The following is a 16,459-nucleotide window of genomic DNA, read 5'->3' as shown; positions in this document are numbered from 1 at the left end:
CAATAAATAGCAAACAACATAAGGGGCAACACATGCTTAAATCAATTTCGATTATGTCACTTGCACTGCTTTTCAGTAGCACTGTAATTGCACAGACTCAAGATAATAAATTAACAAAAGAAGAACACGCCACAGGCTGGCAATTACTATTCAATGGTAAAGATATGTCTCATTGGCGTAATTTTAAAAGTGATGAACTTAGCTCAAAATGGAAAATAGACGATAGTGCAATGTTACTTACAAAAGGTGGTGGTGACATTTTAACAAAAAAAATCTATAAGAATTTTGACCTAAAACTAGATTGGAAAATTAGTGAAGTGGGTAATAGCGGCATTTTTGTTCTTGCTGATGAGCTAGGTAGTTATATTTACTCTCACGCCCCAGAAATTCAAATTATTGATAATGATCGCCATGCGGATACCGAAATAGATTCGCATTTGGCGGGCTCAATTTATGATTTACTTTCAGCACCGACTGCTGCACATAAACCGGCAATGCAATGGAATACGGTACGTATAAAAATGCTCGATAATCATTTGCAAGTTTGGCAGAACGGCGTGAGTACAGTCAGTATGGTTATAGGCAGCAGCCCTTGGAACACATTAGTACAAAACAGTAAATTTGCTACATGGTCTAACTTTGCAACCTCAAAACAAGGCCATATAGGCCTGCAAGATCATGGTGACAAAGTCTGGTTCAAAAATATAAAAATTAAGGAGCTATAACGATGAAAAAAATCAATCATAAAGTACTCGTTGTTGGCTCGGGTGCCGGCGGTGCAATGGCCGCATATACATTAACTAAGTTAGGCCACAAAGTATTGTTACTTGAAGCTGGCCGTGATTACGACCCTAAAACTGAAAGCCCGATGTTTCGCCGTAACAGTGAAGCCCCGTTAATGGGTGCAGGAAATAAAGATAAAAACTTTGGCTTTTATGATGCAACCGTTGATGGCGGCTGGCAAGTTCCTGATGAGCCATACACGAGTGCAAAAGGAAGTGATTTTTATTGGTGGCGCGCACGTATGCTTGGTGGTCGAACAAACCACTGGGGCCGTTATTCTCTGCGTTTTAGTGAGCACGACTTTAAAGCTAAGTCCCGTGATGGTCATGGTGCAGATTGGCCATTTGAATATGATGATTTAGCACCATGGTATGACAAAACAGAAGAGTTAGTGGGTATTTGTGGTACAAATACAGGCCATGATGATATGCCAGATTCAGCCCAAGGCATTTTACAGCCGCCACCTAAACCACGCGTGCCAGAGCTTTTAATTGCCGCTTCAGCAAAGAAAATGGGGATTCAGGCAGTGCCTATGCACCGTGCAGTATTAACACGCCCTAAAGATGACCGATTAGCGTGTTTTTATGCAACGCCTTGTGGCTCTGGCTGCTCTATTGGCGCTGCATTTCAAACAACCACGTCTCTACTACCAATGGCTAAAGCAACCGGTAACCTTGAAATAATAACCGATGCAATGGTTAAATCTGTAAACGTTGACGATAACGGTAAAGTTACCGGCGTTACTTATGTTGACAAAAAGTCGGTATCTGAACAGTCATTATCAGCTGATATCGTTATTCTTGCAGCGAGTGCTTGTGAGTCAGCCCGTATTCTTCTTAATTCTAAACATAAAAAACACCCAAAGGGCTTGGCAAATTCAAGTAATCAGGTAGGCCGTAACCTCATGGATTCTACCGGTGCGTGGTTAGGTGCACAAATTCCAGCGCTTAAAGGGCGCCCACGATATAATGAAGATGGGCATACAGCCAATCACTTATTTATTCCTTGGTGGGGCCACCAAGCGCAAGCCAAAAATGAACTTGATTTTCCGCGCGGCTATCACTTTGAAATTGGTGGTGGTTTTAGGCAGCCAGGCTCTGGTGTATACGGTGATAAACAAGGCTATGGCCCTGCCCTTAAGCAACAAATTCGTGATGCGTATGGGTCGTATGTTGGTTTTGCACTGCGCGGTGAAATGCTACCAAACAAAGATACCTACATGGAAATTGATGAAACCGTTAAAGATAAATGGGGTATTCCGGTTTCAAAATTCCACTTTAAATGGTCAGACCGAGAATTAAAGCAAATCGAACATGGCTTAAAAACAGCTAAGCAGCTTTTAGAAAACATGGGAGCAACCGTTGGAGAACTGCCACCTGCTGAAAAAGCGATATCTAAAGGCGGTGAAATCATTCACGAAGTGGGTACAACCCGAATGGGCAGCTCAATGAAAGACTCTGTAACTAACCAATGGGGTCAAACATGGGATTGTAATAACCTTTTTGTAATGGATGCCGGTGTATTTGCTTCAAACCCACATAAAAACTGTACGCTCACCATCATGACGTTGGCAATGCGTAACTCAACGTGGCTGGCTCAACAAATTGATAACGGAGTACTTTAATTATGCATCATCGTAACGAAAATGAATCATATAACTATGTTTCAAACATGAGCCGCCGTGAGTCATTAAAATGGCTTGGTTTATTAGCGGCAGGATCTGCGGTTGGTTTAACAGCAGGCTGCACAAAGGCATTTGAAGATGATGTAACGGTTTCTGCAAAAGAACATTGGCCTGATTTAGATATTAAGCCAGTGGCAGCAAAAGGTTATGGTCAAGATCCAAACTTAGTGATGCCACCAGAGTCGCCTTGGCCGTTAACCTTAACAAAAGATGAAATTACGTTAGTGGCTCTGTTAGCTGATTATATTGTGCCGCGTGAAGGCGATATTCCATCAGCAAGTGAGCTGCAAGTACCGGCAGTGATCAATGAATGGGTGAGTGCACCTTATGAAGGGCAACAACGAGACCGAATTAAAATATTAAATTCACTTGTTTGGATCAACGATGAATCACAGCTTCGTTTCAAAAAACAGTTTGTTGCGCTCAATGAGCAGCAGCATCGCGCAATTTTAGACGATATAGCCTATTTAAATGAAGACACCCCAGCCCAGTTTAAACGTATTGGTAAAACGTTTTTACGTTTTAAAGAGTTAGTGTTAGGCGCTTTCTTTTGCACACCACAAGGATGTAAAGACATTGGTTACTTAGGTAATGTACCTATTGCAGGTGATTACCCAGGTCCATCAACGGAAGCAAAGCAACACTTAGATAGCGTATTAAATGAACTTGGTCTAAGCCAATATGCTTATACCGACTAATTTGTAATCTGAGTCCTCTTTTTTTATAGCCCAGTCCAAGCAGGGATTTATTCCCTGCTTATATTTAGGTGTAATCTTTTGTTTAAATCCTCTCATTCCTTCTTAATTAATTCTATTGCGTGCAGTTTGCTCCTGCTTGTTATGCTCCCTTTCACAAGTAACGCTAGTTAGTTCGAGTCAGCTAAGGTAAGCGTGCAATTGTGGTCAGTTAAGGATGATTTAAAAGCTGACTTTAATGCAACCGTCACAGCACTTGCGGATATGGGCTTTGAAGGACTTGAGTTTGCTGGTGACTTTGGCCCCTATGCAGATAACCCAAGAGCATTAAAAAACAAACTAAATGATTTAAACTTAGTTGCCAGTAGTGCACATATAGGCTTTGATAAACTTTCAAACACCCAATTAATGGAGACTTTATTATTTTATAAAACACTTGGCGTGACTAATTTATTCGTGCCGTGGGATGAGCGAGCATGGGATCCCGAAGGTATAATGCCATTAGCAAAACAACTAAAAGAACTTAATGAGATTGCACAAAAATATGATATGTATATTGGTTTTTATAATCACAACAAAGAGTTTGAACAATTTAATAATGAAACTTATTGGGATGCTATTACCTGCAATACACCGAGCTCCTTACCACTGCAACTGGACATAGGTTAGGTACATTATGCGGGCAAAGAGCCTATACATTTTATAAAAAATACACAAGTAGAACCTATGTAGCACATTTAAAAGTTCGCACACATGAAAATGACCGTTTAAGCCTTATATTCGCTAAAAACAACTATCCATGGAAAAAATAATTAGGTCTCTCATAGCCGGTGGAAAAACGAAGTGGTTAGTAATAGAACAAGAATAGTTTCCAGCGGGTATTAGTCCATTACAAAGCGTTGCCAAATCAAAAGCAAACTTAGATAAAATATTAAAAACCACGCAAAACTAGGGTCTGCTTACCTTTCAAGGTTCAATTTTCAACAGTTTGTTTGGTATTTAGGCAAGGCAGCGCCTATATGGTGTGGTTATTTCCCGTAAATAGGCGATAAAGCACCATCAATGCAAAACAGGCGCTGCCCTTAGGGTTCTGCCTAGGGGCGATTTACTCTTTATTGCCTAGATGGATGTAGGTAAGAGGCTTGAGCAGGTCGCGGAAGCTTTGCTCGGTTTTTACTTATTCTTACATGGATGTAAGCCTGTCTCTTGATCACAACTTTTCTGTCTGCTGAATTGATATTAACAATTTGGCAGATTCGACCATTTCTGCTAATTTCAACCATCCCTTCCAGAGTGCTTTTACGCCAACTCGACCATTTCTTTTACTGTCATACCACCCTCCCAATTTCGCTAAACTATAGTATAGCCAATGAAGAGACGGTACTTTATCCGGCAACACATCCTTTTCAACCTTTGCCCATAGTAATTTCCACGTCATCTCTTTAACACAGGCTGTACATCTCACTTCTTTGCCTAATTCACTCCTTTGTGCCATATTTTGCAGTTGTAATAACCTGACAGCAATAAACGCTTTAATGATCGCAATTCGTAAAATATTATCACTGTGCTGCAAGCGTAAATCTTCTACTTCGGTTCCATCTGTTTTCCATGTTTTATGTAATTCCTCTGCACGCCAGCGAAGTTCATAGTATCTTACTAATTTCTGGGCATCTTCTGCTGTGTTTACGGGCTCTGTCGTATATAAAATCCAACATAATGGATTTTTCTGCGTACTTTCTTTTTCCTGACAGACAATGACATTGACGCTCAATGTCGGTGATTCTTGCCCTTGTACTCGCTTAGGCTTGGCGAGTGTTATAGGTTGATAGCTCAATGTAATTGGGGCCTGACGCGCTTTTCTTCCCGCACGTTGCGCTATATTAATAGTGTAACAACACTGACCCTGCGCTGTTTCTATTAACTGATTGAGATTGCATTGAGGCTCTATTAATTTTCTATTTTCTTTTGCTCTGACTAAAAATCGATGCCCTTCATCTTTTTGGTAAGTCATGTACTCATAAATGTCAGCTTCTCTGTCGCAGATGTTAAGTATATTTGATAATTCACCTGTACGTTTTTTTATATCCATTAATGTTTGTTGCCAGCGATAGCTTTCTTTCTCTTCGTAAGGGCGTTGCTGTTGTTGATCTTTAGTCCCTTTAACCTTTGATTTCCTAAACCAATAGTACTGGTCGAGTAAACCAATAACGTGCTCCGTATCTGCATCAATGGCTAACGTTGAATGCGCATATAGCGTTCTTGTTTTTGATGGTTTTCCTAATGTATTTGCACAGTTCACATCGCCTAATTCTTTGCAAACACTGTGTTTAAATGTCAATCCTGTCGTATCTTGGATAGCGAGAACCAAAGGCAACTGCTTTACCGCTTCACTCGTTTGTGAGAACCCTGAATCGGCGATCGCTTGAGGGGATATTTTCTCATTTCTAATGAAACGATAAGCGGCTTCATTTTGGCGGGTGTATCAGAAGCCTTAACAATTGAGCTGCCTGCATTCTCAGCCATATCACTTGCTAGTAGAGCTAATCGTCGGGTGCGTCTCGGATCTCCTAAATTAGCGTTACCAAAAATTAATTGAGCCCATTCTTCAGAAGTGTTTCTGTGCATATGATAAATCTATGAGTGATGATGATCGATTAGATCACAGACTTAACGATATTCAAAGACTTGTGTATAAGAGACAGGGATGTAAGCCAGTAGAATAACGCAGGAGCAGTTATCGGGCCCAATAGGTTACAAACCTTGCGCCGCGATCCCCCCTAGCTTGAACAAATTTTAATCCGCAAAGATAAACAGTTCCTGAACTAGTGGAACTCATTTAATATAAAAACGAGTTCCTCAGTCTATTCAAACATCCCACTCTTTGAGTGTATCTTTAAGATATTCATAGCGCCAAGAATTGAGTAAATCTGGTTTTATCTGCTGTGATTTTTGTTCATCTGTTATCTTCCAGTTCCAACTTATAAGTTGATTCACTTGCTTTTTGGAGGCCATAACGTCTTCTGGTATGTTGTGCTCTTTTGCAACCTTAGTAATGTTTTGTTTGATCTCTTTCGCTACTTTTTTGTATGTAGGAAAATCAATTAAACGCTTTAGTACTTTAGGGTGCTGTTCAGGTGGGATAGCTTTAGCTTGCTCAATACACTTTAAAATTTCAACCCCTGAACGATTCACTTCAATAGGCTCAACACCCGGAATTTGTCTAAGCGCATTTAAGCTCGATGGGCCTCGCTTAGCGATTTCAGTCATGTTGTGCTCTTTAAGAACAAAATTAAGCGCAAGATTTTTACGAATTGCTTTATTTCTTCTCCACACGGCTAATTCTCTTAGTACCGCTAATTCATGCGGCTTGAGCTGCCATGCATTTTTAATCTCTTTATAAAGCAGTTCATCTGGTGTTTGAAAAGCACGCTTGTTTGCCACTAATTCACTTTCGTTAATAACAATATCAAATAAATCGGCCGCTTTAATGCTGTCTATAATTAACTCAAAACAAGGTAGTAAGTGAAACGTATCGGCCGCAGCGTATTCAAGTTGTTTTTGAGTGAGAGGACGTTGTAACCAATTGGTACGCGATTCACTTTTATCAATGTCAATATTCAACAAGGTTTTTACCATTAAGGCAAACCCCATACAGTTACCCTCGCCTAATAGCTGAAGTGCAAACTGAGTATCAAACAATGGATAAGGAACAAAACCTGCGTATTTTTGAAAAACTTCAATATCTTCTGAAGGAGAATGAAGTACTTTTAACACGTTTGGATCTTTAAGTATCTGCCAAAAATCAAATAAGGAAAGCTCTGCAAGCGGGTCGATGAGTGCTAAATGCTCGCCATCATAAACTTGAATTAGTGCAACTTCGGGATACAAAGTACGGCGGCGCATAAACTCGGTATCAATAGCAAGAATGGGTTTGTTTTTTATTTGTTCTACAAACGTATTTAGCTCATTTTGGGTTTGGATCAATTGGTAGTGCACTGAGTCTCCTACAATAAAAAAGCCGACTAATGTCGGCTTTTTTATAGTTGCTAATCTTTTAAGGCTCTTCTGAGAATTTTACCCACGTTAGTTTTGGGTAACTCATCCTTAAACTCAACGAGTTTAGGAACCTTATAATTAGTTAAATTATCACGACAATGTTTTATTATATCTTTTTCAGTTAAAGAAGGGTCTTTTTTCACAACAAAAACTTTAACTTGTTCACCACTAATGTCATGAGGAATACCAATTGCGGCAACTTCTAATACACCTTCGTGCATCGCAACCACTTCTTCAATCTCATTTGGGAATACATTAAAGCCTGACACAATAATCATGTCTTTTTTACGGTCAACAATATAGAAGAAGCCTTCATCATCGTATGTCGCAATATCACCGGTAGCAAACCAGCCATCTTTTAAACATTCAGCGGTTGCGTCAGGACGGTTATAATAACCAAGCATTACCTGTGGGCCTTTAACCCATAACTCGCCCGGTTCACCTTTAGTCGCTTCTTCACCGTTATCAAGCATTAGCTTGATATCCGTACTTGGCGCAGGTAAGCCAATAGAGCCATTATAAGCCTCTAAATCATATGGGCTAATTGTAACTAATGGCGAACATTCTGTCAGACCATAGCCTTCCATTAATTTGCTATTAGTGACCTTCTGCCATTTTTCGGCAACTGGACGTTGAACGGCCATACCGCCACCCAATGACATTTTAAGGTGACTGAAATCAAGCTCAGAGAAACCTGGAGTATTTAATAAGCCATTAAACAGAGTATTTACACCTGTAATAGCTGTAAATTTATGCTGACTAAGCTCTTTTACAAATCCTGGCATATCACGTGGATTAGTAATTAAAACATTTAAGCCACCGTATTTCATAAATGCTAAACAGTTCGCTGTTAATGCAAATATATGATAAAGCGGAAGCGCAGTAATAACTACTTCACTACCACGGTCAAGCACTTTGTCTAAACAACCAGATACTTGCTCAAGGTTACCTACCATATTGCCATGACTTAACATAGCGCCTTTTGATACACCAGTAGTTCCACCTGTATACTGTAAAAATGCTAAGTCACTAAGGTTTACATCTGGGCGTTTGTAACCAGTTGGGTCTGCTTTTAACAAATCACAAAAGTTAATCGTGTTAGGTAATGTATAGCTTGGCACCATTTTTTTGAAATGCTTAACGACAAAATTAACTAAATGCTTTTTAAGACCCCCCATCATGTCACCCACTTGGGTAACTACAATATGTTTCACGTCGGTGTTAGGCAGCGCTTTTTCAAGAGTAACAGCAAAGTTAGCAAGTATAAAAATAGCTGATGTTTCAGAATCTTTTAACTGGTGCTCTAGCTCTCGTACTGTGTAAAGCGGGTTAACATTAACTACAACACACCCTGCACGCAAAATACCTAAAATAGCAATGGGGGTTTGCAACAAGTTAGGCATCATCACAGCGACTTTATCGCCTTTTTTTAATCCTAAATCGTTTTGGATATAGGCGGCAACGCGTTTTGTTGCTGCATCTATTTCGTTGTAAGACAATGTTTTACCCATATTTGTAAATGCAGGTAAATCTTTGTATTCATTAAAACTTTTTTCAAACACTCCGAGTAACGAGTTGTAGTGCTCAGGATCGATTGTTTCAGGCATACCTTCTGGGTAGCGCTTAAGCCAGATTTTTTCCACTCTTAGCCCCTGTTTATAATTATATTTTTATTAACCTTAATCTAAGTAAGGCACTTTCACAATTGAGCAAATACTCTAATCTAGAGATAATCCCACATTTATCGGTAATATACAATTAACATGCACTACTTTGCAGCATAAATGCGTGAATGTGTTCAAAACATAGCCCACTACTTTGCATATGGCAATGATGTCCACCAGGCACTTCTAATACTCTCAAGTTATTGTAATAATTACTATACTTATCTAAGTTTTGTTTTACAAATGGATAACCTTGATCACCTAAAATTAATTGACATGGTGCAATTAATTCTTTTATTGCACCAATACATTGCGCTTCATCAAATCGAAAACCTGAGTGATTTTTAAGCTTAGGATCTGTCGTTAACTCAAACCCACTATGTATCTGTTGTATATTTCTGTCCATCAACAACGCAATTAGTTCATCATTTAAATCCGTTGTTTTTGCACGCGCTTGAAAAATCTTCTGCTTTGAAGTGTATATCCTTGATTTTTTAGTGGTTAACCGTGCCCGGTTAAGTATGGCATTTTTTAGCTGCGAAGCGACTTCATTTGCTTGTGTGGTAACGCAGCCTATTCCTTCAATAAAAGAAACAGATTTAACATACTCGTTAAAGCAACTAGCAAATAGCCCTGCAACCATCGCCCCCATCGAATGCCCGACCAAGTGTACCCTTTTTAATTTGAGCGCGGTGATTAAGGCATAAACATCATCCACATAATCAATAAAGTAGTAATGTGCCTGAGAGCTTCGCCAAGATGATAGCCCATGCCCTGGAAAATCAATGCAATACCATGTTTGATTTGACGGTACGTCAGTAAGCATAGGTACAAAGCTAGCACTGTTATCTAACCAACCATGAAGGGCAATAACAACCTCTTCACCGTTACCAAATTGAAGGCCATGTATATCTAAGTCGTTAGCTTTGACAGAAAATGGTTGCAATGCAAACCTCTACTTTTTGTTTGGATATGGCAATAACATACAAGAGATAATACACAAATAATAGAACCGAGCTTATAGAACACATACTTAAATTCGAGATTTCATAAACATATTCATTTATTTATCTCGTCATCAGTATACAATAATAGTCGCTATTAAAATAAGTACACTTAAAGGGTACACACAATGAAAAAACAGTTCGGCTTATTAGCGCTTTTATGTACAACAACAGGAGCGTTTGCTCAAACCGCGCCTAAAAATGTTATTTATATGATTGGTGATGGCATGGGTCCTGCTTTCACAACCGCTTATCGATACTACAAAGACGACCCAACAACAAAAGAAATAGAAACCACCGTTTTCGATACCATATTAAAAGGCATGGCGCACACGTATCCAGATGACCATACCTACGTAACCGACAGCGCAGCGAGTGCAACAGCACTAAGCAGCGGTCATAAAAGTTATAATGGCGCAATTGCGGTTGATACAGCTAAAAAACCTGTTAAAACCATGCTAGAAATTGCAAAAGAGCAAGGAATGACAACAGCGTTAGTGGCGACTTCACAAATAAACCATGCGACACCAGCAAGCTTTGCCGCACATAATGAATCAAGAAGAAACTACGATGATATTGCCAATGACTACATTGACAATAAAATTGCAGGTAAATTACCGGTTGATTTAATGTTAGGCGGTGGCACTGAGTACTTTATTCGTGATGACAGAAACTTAGTTGACGAATTTAAACAAGCTGGTTATCAATACGGCGATGATATTCAAAACCTTGGTCAAATCACTCAAGTGCCTGCTATAGGTTTATATGCACCTAAAGGCTTACCATTTGCTCTTGATGAAAACCCAACAAGATTAAAGCAGTTAACTTCTAAAGCGTTTGATTTGCTTGATGGGCAAAATAATAAAGGCTTTTTTGTGATGATTGAAGGTAGCCAAATTGATTGGTGTGGCCACGCAAATGACATTGCCTGTGCAATGGCTGAAATGGATGATTTTGCTAAATCAATCGAAACGGCTAAAGCCTATGTAGATAAGAACCCAGACACTATTTTGGTGATCACGGCAGACCACTCAACAGGTGGTTTAACTATTGGTGCACATGGCCAATATAAATGGGAAACAGATATCATCAAAGGTGTTAAAGCCACTGCGGGTACATTGACCAATTTGTTAATGGAGTCAGATAACCTTAAAAAGGTATGGCAGGAAAATACGAGTATTGAGTTTACAGCTGAAAACGAAATTAAGCTTAAACAAGCCAAAGCTATGGGTGAGAAACCCCTAAACTTAGCCGTTAAAAGCATCATTAATGACTTAAGTTTTACTGGCTGGACAACGGGCGGTCACACAGCGTCTGATGTACAAGTATTTGCTTATGGCAAAAATAGCGATGACTTTGTTGGCTCTCAAAATAATACCGATATAGCTAAAAAATTGATTGGTTATATAGAGCAGTAGTCTTTGAAATTTAATAAAAAAGCCCGAATGATTCATTCGGGCTTTTTATTTGCTTATTTTCATTTTATACCAATTCGCTTATTTAAGTAATCTATTTTGAGGATTGGCATTAGCTAAGCGTATATATCAACACCAATTAAATTTTGAACTTCAGCTCTTCGCTCTAAATTAGCAAACTCAGTATAAGTCGAAATAGCTTTGCTTACTTGAGCACTGGGTTGATCGTAAATAGTTTGGCTGTATTGGGTATCTTTGCTGTTCGCTTTTGTAAACTCTTTTGCAAGTTCAAGCCCTTCTGGGCTACTTTTGACATAATCGGTATTGGTTTTTTGTGGTTTGGCTTGCTCTATTACTCGTTCAGGCTGCGCCGGAACTGCCGAAGTAGAACGCACCTTAGCAGGTATATCACCTGTAAAAAAACCTGAACTTATAGGTAGCGACACAGCGCTTCTCCAACCAACAACATAACTAAATTATGATTTAAAATCGCTTAATTTGCAAACAACCGTGTTTATTTATTCACGGCCCGGTAATTTTTTCCATGTTACCGTGTCACGCACATACTTTGGTTGTGCATCACTGGCTTGTACGCCCTTACCAGCAAGGTACTGCGCCTCTACTAGTGCCAACATATAGTGTGCATCCGGTAAGCTTATTTCAGACTGTATGGTTACATTATTAAATGCCGTTAATGAATCAGGATAACTTTTAAACCCCGTTCCTACGCCTGCAGCATCGATATTTATATCTATCAAGGTTGCATCTAACAATTCAGGTTTGAATACTCGCTCTTCGCCTTTAAGTGTCATCAATCCATCTTTTTCTTGGTACTGAGCAAAATATATTTCTCCCATACGCGCATCAATACTAGAATAAACATCTTTAGCACCAAACTGTTCTAATGCCTGCTGTGCCATGACTGCTAAAGTAGATACCCCAACTAATGGTAAATTGGTTGAATACGCAAGACCTTGGGCAATGGCTACGCTTATGCGCACGCCAGTAAAACTACCTGGGCCTTGGCCAAATCCTATTACGTCTAAATCTTTTAATTTACAACCGGCTTTTCCTAGTAGCTCATCAATAAGTGGCAGAATTTTTTGGCTATGCTGCTGCGGGCACTCTTCAAAATGATGAAACGTTTTACCCTGATAATGCAAAACAATTGATAATGCTTCTGTAGAAGCATCTAGGGCGAGAATATTACTTTTGATCATTTTTGTACTCAATTAATATGTTTTAAAAATGTATTGGCATCTTCTAAGCTTCGTGTACGGCGCATTGGCGGTAAACTCTTTAAAAATACTTGTCCATATTGGCGTGTAACTAAGCGATTATCGCAAATCACTAACACGCCTTTATCTTTGTTGTCTCTTATTAAGCGACCTACACCCTGCTTTAATGCAATCACCGCTTGGGGTAATTGAATATGAGCAAACGGGTCTTTACCTTGCATTTGGCAATCCTGCATTTTGGCTTGCAGTAAAGGATCATCAGGGGCAGCAAATGGCAGCTTGTCTATAATAACACAGCTTAAGGTGCTGCCTCGTACATCAACCCCTTCCCAAAATGACGCGGTGCCCAGCAATACCGCATTACCATGGCGAGTAAATTTTTCTAGTATAATTCGTTTAGACATTTGCCCTTGCATATAAACTGGGTAGTCCATTTGCGTCGTTAAACCCTCAGCCACTAAATGCATCATACGATAACTAGTAAATAACACAAAACAACGCCCCTTAGCCGACTTTATGAGCTCTAAAGTCAGTTTTACAATAGCATGAGGCATATTATCTTCATGCGATTGTGGTAAATAACGGGGTAAGCACAGCAACGCCTGATTGGCATAATCAAACGGACTATCCACCATCATACTTTGCTTTGGCTTTAAGCCAAGGCTTGCATTAAAGTGGCTCAGTTCATTGTCGACCGATAACGTGGCGGAGGTAAATACAAACCCCGCACCAGATTCTTTCATCATCAATGTAAATTTTGCCGATACGTTTAATGGCGTTATATTTATTGTTAAATAGCGCCTCGTGGTTTCGTACCAGTAACTAAACCCAGTTTGGGCGGTATCAAATACACGTTCTAACTGGCCTTTAAAAGCCAAAACTCGTTCAAACGGATGTTCTATTTTATCGCTGCGCTCTAAGCATAACTTTAAAACCTGATACACAAATTCTAAATCACTAATAACGCGATGTAATGCCGAGCAAATAAGCTTATTACTGAGCTTTTCGCGCCAATCGCCACGGCTACCATCTACCCCAAACTGCAACCTTAAATCAGCGACACTGGTTTCGAGTTTATTTAAACTTTTACCTAATTGCAGCATATCGGGGATTTCAGCGCGATAAATAGCGCGCAAATCGTTAATTAAATCCACCAGCTTTTTGGTGCTCATTGTTTCGCCAAAATAGTCGCTGGCAATTTCGCTTAATTGGTGAGCTTCATCAAATATGTAGGCATCCGCATTAGGCATAAGCTCTGCAAAACCTGATTCCTTTACCGCCATATCGGCAAAAAACAAATGGTGATTTATTACCACAACATCGGCATCAGCCGCTTTTAAACGCGCTTTGCGAATATAGCATTCTTGAAAGTCAGGGCACTCTTTGCCTAAGCAATTATCAGCGGTTGAGCTTACATAAGGTAGCACTTTGGCGTCTTCTTCAATACCAATGCAATCGGCAAGATCACCGCTGTGGGTCTCACTGGCAAACTTTGCAACCATAGCAAGCTGATGCATAACATCAGGGTCGTCTGTTGGTACGTGTGCCACATGCTGAGTTAGTCGATACGTACACAAATAATTGGCACGCCCTTTTAACAAGGCCGTTTTCTTAGCAGCACCTAAGGCTTTTACTAATACCGGTAAATCACGATGATAAAGCTGCTCTTGCAGTGCTTTAGAACCCGTTGAGATGATGGTTTTACCTTTAGATTTAAGAGCGGGAGCTAAATAGGCAAAGGTTTTACCTGTGCCAGTGCCTGCCTCAACAACAAGTTGAGATCGGGTTTTTAATGCATCATCAACAGCCACCGCCATATCGATTTGAGGCTGGCGTGGTGTATATCCATCTATTGATAAAGCCAAAGGCCCGGTCGCACTAAACAGCTGTTTGATAATACCAATCACTTTGTAAAAAATAATAGCGGGATTCTACGTAAGCGAAACATCAAGGGCAAGTAATTAAGTTATATAATAAGGGGGGCATTGTCCCCCTATTAATTATTATTGTGCCGTAATAGATAAGGTAACTCCGCTTGCAGAACTATAGCCCTTTAAATCTATAAACCAAGTACCTGCTTGTGGGTTATCAATATTACAAGTTTCTAAATTACCATTTTTAAATGGCCTACATTGATAAACAGATTCTGTAGATGGGCTTGCAAAATTTACATATAAATCAGCATCTCCATTGCCCCCGCTAATATTAACTGTGAATGCCGAATAGCCAGCATCAAGATTTTGTGTGTATCGGCTCCAATTGTTTGCTGCTACCGAAATATTATTTTCTACACGATTGATAGGTTCTGCTGTGTTACCTTCGTTATAGCTACCGGTTAAAGAAACATTCGTAATCGCATTCCATGCTTGAACCATGACATAATAAACGCCCGCTTGGGCATTACCTATTTCACAACTCTCATTACTTGAAGAGGTTGTACTTTTACAATCAAAGCTTGTTAAGGTAGGTGCTGAATTAAATTTTACGTATAAATCGGCATCACCAGAACCACCGGATGTAATGAAGTTTAAGTTAGTCGCGTTGTCAGGTACGTTTAATGTGAATACACGTTCCGCTTTTGCACTTTCTGTTATACCGGCAACCGTAACACCGTTTTGTAATTCGTCGCCAATTGGGGGGATCACATCGCCTGCATTTTTTGCCATTTCCGATATGAAACTAACAGCTAATTTTGCAAACTTACTAGCATGATCAGCGTCAAAATTAGTGTCATTAATGGTATGAATTAATCGATTTATATCAGCCATTTTCGACTCAAATGGCATAGATGCTGTAAACCCTTGTTGATACCAAGATGCGTGATCAGAACATCCATATCCACATTGGTCAAAACCGTAACTAACAGAAGGCAAATAAGTATCGATTAGCTGACCTAGAAACTGGTTTTGAGCATTTGTTGTGTAATCTGTCATCATCACAATATCTTCATTGCTACCGTTATTACCAGTCATATCAAACTGCACCATACCAACAACATTTTTTCCTTGTGATTTGTATGCTGAGGCAATCGCTTTTGACCCCCTCAAGCCAACTTCTTCAGCTGCAAAGCCCATTATTTGAATTGTTCTTTGCGGCTTGTAGTCATTATCAACAATTGCTCTTAGTACTTCTGATAATACAGCGATACCTGATGCATTATCATCGGCACCAGGAGAACGTCCATTTGTAGGGTTTGATTGGTTAATTGAATCTAAATGTCCACCTATGATAACAATTTCATCAGCTTTTTCTTCCCCAGGTATTGTGACTATAATCGACGACTGCGCCCAACTATGAGTAAAATATTCAACGCTGATATCGCTACGACTTGCCGCTAACTGTTGCCAATAATCTTTTAACCATTGAGATGCATCTATCCCAGTTTGAGTTGTATAGTAGCGATTGTAAAAGCTACTCATTGAATTAACAGTATTTGTTAAATTATTAGGGCTAATACGATTAATTAGTTGCTGTGTTGTTTGCGCATTATCAATATTATAATCAAAAGCTAAGGTGTTTTGGTTTTGCACAGCTGCCAACTGTTCAGTATATTGTTTTGCTTCATCTAGTGATTCATGCACTACAAAACCGCCACACCGATGGTAATTATCATGCATAAACTCACTCAGCTGTGCTACATCCGAGGTCTTAACCTTTAAAAAATTAACGGTATCTAGCTCAGTTGCATGAATAGTTAATGATTGATGTGATTTACTTACTGTTTTTTTAGTCTGCTGATAATGCTTTGCTGCAATAGGATCTATTGTCACCCATATATTTTCGTTGTCTTGTGCATACAGTGGTTGAACAATTAAGGCGCTAGCGCTAACTAACGCAATATTTAATAAACGTTTCATAAATTGATTCCTTTTAAATCGAGCTGTATTTGTAGAAAGTGATATGACTAAGATAAAAAAGGG

14 protein-coding genes are annotated in these 16,459 nt (G+C 39.5%); 5 read left to right on the top strand and 9 right to left on the bottom strand.

Annotated elements, in window-relative coordinates; translation table 11 throughout:
• Window positions 1–32 precede the first annotated feature (32 nt).
• The 4 genes from AC0L7Q_RS17055 to AC0L7Q_RS17040 all read left to right on the top strand — a co-directional run bounded on the left by AC0L7Q_RS17055 (window position 33) and on the right by AC0L7Q_RS17040 (window position 3,831).
• Complete coding sequence (locus AC0L7Q_RS17055; RefSeq protein ID WP_409425949.1) at window positions 33–725, top strand: 3-keto-disaccharide hydrolase; 693 nt, start codon at window positions 33–35, stop codon at window positions 723–725.
• 2 nt (window positions 726–727) lie between these two features.
• Window positions 728–2,407 carry a GMC family oxidoreductase gene (locus tag AC0L7Q_RS17050; protein ID WP_409425948.1) on the top strand — a complete coding sequence of 560 codons (1,680 nt, stop codon included), beginning with the start codon at window positions 728–730 and terminating at the stop codon, window positions 2,405–2,407.
• 2 nt (window positions 2,408–2,409) lie between these two features.
• Window positions 2,410–3,165, top strand: a complete 756-nt coding sequence (locus AC0L7Q_RS17045) for a gluconate 2-dehydrogenase subunit 3 family protein (RefSeq protein ID WP_409425947.1) — start codon at window positions 2,410–2,412, stop codon at window positions 3,163–3,165.
• Between the two features lie 192 nt (window positions 3,166–3,357).
• Window positions 3,358–3,831 (top strand): sugar phosphate isomerase/epimerase family protein, encoded by a 474-nt coding sequence (locus AC0L7Q_RS17040; protein WP_409425946.1) that lies wholly within the window; start codon window positions 3,358–3,360, stop codon window positions 3,829–3,831.
• Window positions 3,832–4,372: 541 nt separating this feature from the next.
• Here AC0L7Q_RS17040 and AC0L7Q_RS17035 read toward each other — a convergent pair.
• From AC0L7Q_RS17035 to AC0L7Q_RS17015, 5 genes are all read right to left on the bottom strand, one after another.
• Window positions 4,373–5,581: an IS4 family transposase gene (locus AC0L7Q_RS17035; RefSeq protein ID WP_409426124.1), complete on the bottom strand. Its 1,209-nt coding sequence runs from the start codon at window positions 5,579–5,581 to the stop codon at window positions 4,373–4,375.
• A complete protein-coding gene (locus AC0L7Q_RS17030) occupies window positions 5,542–5,787 on the bottom strand; it encodes an IS4/Tn5 family transposase DNA-binding protein (RefSeq protein WP_409425945.1) in 246 nt (81 codons plus the stop codon). Before AC0L7Q_RS17030 ends, AC0L7Q_RS17035 begins: the two co-directional genes overlap by 40 nt.
• A gap of 240 nt (window positions 5,788–6,027) precedes the next feature.
• A complete protein-coding gene (gene rnd, locus AC0L7Q_RS17025; protein ID WP_413403274.1) occupies window positions 6,028–7,158 on the bottom strand; it encodes a ribonuclease D in 1,131 nt (376 codons plus the stop codon).
• Between the two features lie 50 nt (window positions 7,159–7,208).
• A complete protein-coding gene (fadD, locus tag AC0L7Q_RS17020; RefSeq protein WP_413403272.1) occupies window positions 7,209–8,861 on the bottom strand; it encodes a long-chain-fatty-acid--CoA ligase FadD in 1,653 nt (550 codons plus the stop codon).
• A gap of 115 nt (window positions 8,862–8,976) precedes the next feature.
• Window positions 8,977–9,828, bottom strand: a complete 852-nt coding sequence (locus AC0L7Q_RS17015) for an alpha/beta fold hydrolase (protein ID WP_413403270.1) — start codon at window positions 9,826–9,828, stop codon at window positions 8,977–8,979.
• Window positions 9,829–10,014: 186 nt separating this feature from the next.
• On the opposite strand from AC0L7Q_RS17015, the gene AC0L7Q_RS17010 reads away from it, so the two are divergent.
• Window positions 10,015–11,304 carry an alkaline phosphatase gene (locus tag AC0L7Q_RS17010; RefSeq protein ID WP_413403268.1) on the top strand — a complete coding sequence of 430 codons (1,290 nt, stop codon included), beginning with the start codon at window positions 10,015–10,017 and terminating at the stop codon, window positions 11,302–11,304.
• A 113-nt stretch (window positions 11,305–11,417) separates the two neighbouring features.
• Here the strand turns inward: AC0L7Q_RS17010 and AC0L7Q_RS17005 are convergent, their stop codons facing one another.
• The 4 genes from AC0L7Q_RS17005 to AC0L7Q_RS16990 all read right to left on the bottom strand — a co-directional run bounded on the left by AC0L7Q_RS17005 (window position 11,418) and on the right by AC0L7Q_RS16990 (window position 16,396).
• Complete coding sequence (locus AC0L7Q_RS17005; protein WP_409425940.1) at window positions 11,418–11,747, bottom strand: hypothetical protein; 330 nt, start codon at window positions 11,745–11,747, stop codon at window positions 11,418–11,420.
• A gap of 72 nt (window positions 11,748–11,819) precedes the next feature.
• Window positions 11,820–12,521 carry a tRNA (adenosine(37)-N6)-threonylcarbamoyltransferase complex dimerization subunit type 1 TsaB gene (tsaB, locus tag AC0L7Q_RS17000; RefSeq protein ID WP_413403266.1) on the bottom strand — a complete coding sequence of 234 codons (702 nt, stop codon included), beginning with the start codon at window positions 12,519–12,521 and terminating at the stop codon, window positions 11,820–11,822.
• Between the two features lie 8 nt (window positions 12,522–12,529).
• Entirely contained in the window at window positions 12,530–14,446 is a 1,917-nt protein-coding gene (locus AC0L7Q_RS16995; protein WP_413403264.1) for an ATP-dependent DNA helicase, read from the bottom strand.
• A gap of 96 nt (window positions 14,447–14,542) precedes the next feature.
• Window positions 14,543–16,396, bottom strand: coding sequence for a M28 family metallopeptidase (locus AC0L7Q_RS16990; RefSeq protein ID WP_409425937.1), 1,854 nt, complete (start codon window positions 16,394–16,396; stop codon window positions 14,543–14,545).
• Window positions 16,397–16,459: the final 63 nt, after the last annotated feature.

It is taken from the genome of Pseudoalteromonas sp. KJ63-1, assembly GCF_055808145.1.
Note: the sequence above shows the minus strand (reverse complement) of the source record. Positions and strands in the feature narration are given on the sequence as shown.

Coding starts and splice junctions, on each gene's coding strand:
- AC0L7Q_RS17055 (WP_409425949.1), top strand. CDS start 33: ATGCTTAAATCAATTTCGATTATGTCACTTGCACTGCTTTTCAGTAGC.
- AC0L7Q_RS17050 (WP_409425948.1), top strand. CDS start 728: ATGAAAAAAATCAATCATAAAGTACTCGTTGTTGGCTCGGGTGCCGGC.
- AC0L7Q_RS17045 (WP_409425947.1), top strand. CDS start 2,410: ATGCATCATCGTAACGAAAATGAATCATATAACTATGTTTCAAACATG.
- AC0L7Q_RS17030 (WP_409425945.1), bottom strand. CDS start 5,787: ATGCACAGAAACACTTCTGAAGAATGGGCTCAATTAATTTTTGGTAAC.
- AC0L7Q_RS17010 (WP_413403268.1), top strand. CDS start 10,015: ATGAAAAAACAGTTCGGCTTATTAGCGCTTTTATGTACAACAACAGGA.
- tsaB (WP_413403266.1), bottom strand. CDS start 12,521: ATGATCAAAAGTAATATTCTCGCCCTAGATGCTTCTACAGAAGCATTA.
- AC0L7Q_RS16990 (WP_409425937.1), bottom strand. CDS start 16,396: ATGAAACGTTTATTAAATATTGCGTTAGTTAGCGCTAGCGCCTTAATT.